Here is a 1,083-nt window from a genome sequence, read left to right on the forward strand (position 1 = left end):
AGGCGGAGGAAATGGACCATGAAGAAGTCGAAATACACGGACGAACAGATTGCGTTCGCGGTAAAGCAGACCGAGACCGGGACACGTGCGGAAGAAGTCTGTCGCAAGATGGGCATCTCGCAGGCGACGCTCTACAACTGGAAGAAGAAGTACGGCGGACTGAGCGTGAGCGAAGTGCGCCGGCTCAAGCAGCTCGAAGAAGAGAACAACCGTTTGAAGAAGCTTGTCGCCGATCTGAGCCTGGACAAGGAAATGCTCCAGGAGGTGCTGCGAAAAAAGCTTTGAAGGCGTCCCGGCGGCGTGAACTGGCCGACTGGCTGATCCAGGCCTACCGGGTGAGCACGCGGCGTGCCTCATCGATCCTGCTGACCTCCAGTTCGTCTTATTACTACAAGGCCCACCCGAGAGACGATCGCGCCGAGCGCGCCCGGATCAAGGAAATCGCTGAGACAAGATTACGGTATGGGATGCCGCGCGTTCATGTACTGATGCGCCGTGAAGGCTGGGTGATCAACCACAAGAAAACGTATCGGATCTACTGCGAAGAAGGCCTGAATCTGCGGCGCAAGCGACCGCGACGACGAGTCGCTGCCATGCATCGCGAATCGCGGTCGGCAGTCGGCGCACCAAACGAAGCCTGGAGCATGGATTTTGTGGCCGATGAGCTGTTCAATGGGCGTCGGATTCGCTCGTTAACTGTAGTCGACAATTTTAGTCGCGAAGCGCTCGCCATCACGGTCGACCATTCGCTCAAAGGAGACGCGGTCGTGGACACCGTGACGCTGATCGGCCAAATGCGCGGACTGCCGAACCGCATACAAGTCGACAATGGGAGCGAATTCATTTCGAAGGCGCTCGACAAGTGGGCGTATGAGCACGGCGTACAGCTGGACTTTTCAAGGCCCGGAAAACCCACGGATAATCCGTTCATCGAGTCGTTCAACGGCAGCTTCCGGGACGAGTGTCTGAACGTACACTGGTTCCTGAGCCTGGAAGACGCCCAGGAGAAGATCGAGAATTGGCGCATCGAATACAATGAAGATCGGACCCATAGCTCGCTTGGGAACGTGACGCCCCGCGAGT

At 57.4% G+C, this 1,083-nt stretch carries 1 protein-coding gene; it reads left to right on the forward strand.

Translation table 11 applies throughout. The features are described 5' to 3' along the window. Window positions 1–18: 18 nt before the first annotated feature. Window positions 19–1,083, forward strand: a protein-coding gene (locus ACFFLD_RS20540) for an IS3 family transposase (RefSeq protein WP_386043827.1) whose coding sequence is annotated in 2 segments (ribosomal slippage) — window positions 19–280 and window positions 280–1,083 — 1,066 coding nt annotated over the 2 segments. Because the reading frame shifts where the segments join, the coding sequence is not laid out codon by codon here. This gene is flagged as partial in the annotation.

This window comes from Vreelandella sulfidaeris (assembly GCF_042429665.1).
Lineage (GTDB): Bacteria > Pseudomonadota > Gammaproteobacteria > Pseudomonadales > Halomonadaceae > Vreelandella.